The sequence below is a fragment of the Acidocella sp. KAb 2-4 genome, assembly GCF_020567705.1.
GTDB lineage: Bacteria > Pseudomonadota > Alphaproteobacteria > Acetobacterales > Acetobacteraceae > Acidocella.
On the sequence record NZ_JAJDJU010000065.1, the window covers coordinates 1 to 1,339 of the forward strand.

A 1,339-nucleotide genomic window follows, 5' to 3' on the forward strand; every position below is an offset into this window, starting at 1 on the left:
ATGGCCGTAAGCAAAGTATATCCTGATGCCGTCACGGCCCTGTCTGGGCTGTTGCGTGACGGCATGACGATCATGGCGGGCGGTTTTGGCCTATGCGGGATCCCCGAGAGCTTGATCGCGGCGATCAAGGAGTCGGGCGTCGAAGGGCTGACGGTGATCTCCAACAATGCGGGTATCGACGGCGTCGGCCTCGGCACGCTGCTGGAAACCCGGCAGATCAAGAAGATGATCTCCTCCTATGTCGGCGAGAACGCCACCTTCGCCAAGCAATACCTCTCCGGCGAGCTGGAGATCGAGTTCAACCCGCAGGGCACGCTGGCCGAGCGCATCCGCGCCGGTGGGGCGGGCATCCCGGCCTTCTTCACCGCCACCGGCTATGGCACGCAAATCGCCGAGGGCAAGGAAACCCGCGAATTCGACGGCCGCCATTACGTGATGGAGCGCGGGCTGTTCGCCGATCTCGCCATCGTGCACGCCTATAAGGGCGACACCGAGGGCAACCTTGTCTACCGCAAGACCGCGCGCAATTTTAACCCGATGATGGCGACCGCCGCCAAGGTCACGGTGGCCGAAATCGAGCATCTGGTGCAGCCGGGTGAGATCGACCCCGACCACATCCACACGCCGGGCATTTTCGTCAAACGCATCGTCAAGCTGGATAATCCGGTGAAACGCATCGAGCAGCGCACCGTGCGCAAGAGGGAGGCGTAATCATGCCCTGGACCCGCGACCAGATGGCCGCCAAGGCGGCGGCCGAGCTGCAGGATGGTTTCTACGTCAATCTCGGCATCGGCATCCCGACGCTGGTGGCCAACCACATCCCGGCCGGGATGACGATCCAGCTGCAATCCGAAAACGGCATGCTCGGCATGGGCCCGTTCCCGTATGAGGGCGAGGAGGATGCCGACCTGATCAACGCCGGCAAGCAGACGGTGACCGAGCTGCCGACCACCAGCTTCTTCTCCTCGGCCGATTCCTTCGCGATGATCCGCGGCGGGCATATCGACATGTCGATCCTGGGCGCGCTGCAAGTGGCCGAGAATGGCGACCTCGCCAACTGGATGGTGCCGGGCAAGATGGTCAAGGGCATGGGCGGCGCCATGGACCTGGTGGCCGGCGTGACGCGCGTGGTGGTGCTGATGGAGCACACCGCCAAGGGCGAGCCGAAGATCCTGAAGCAATGCAACCTGCCGCTCACCGGCAAGGGCGTGGTCTCCAAGATCATCACCGACCTCGCCGTGTTCGACGTGGTCAAGGATAGTTCCCCCGGCCTCGTGCTCGTCGAACACGCGCCGGACGTCACCATCGACCAAATCCGCGCCCTCACCCAGGCGGATTT

At 63.6% G+C, this 1,339-nt stretch carries 2 protein-coding genes; both read left to right on the forward strand.

Annotated elements, in window-relative coordinates; genetic code table 11:
- On the forward strand, positions 1–711 hold the full coding sequence (locus LI953_RS15320; protein WP_227076957.1) for a CoA transferase subunit A: 711 nt from the start codon (positions 1–3) through the stop codon (positions 709–711).
- Between the two features lie 2 nt (positions 712–713).
- Positions 714–1,339, forward strand: a 626-nt coding sequence (locus LI953_RS15325; protein ID WP_227076958.1) for a CoA transferase subunit B, incomplete at its 3' end; no start/stop codon positions are given.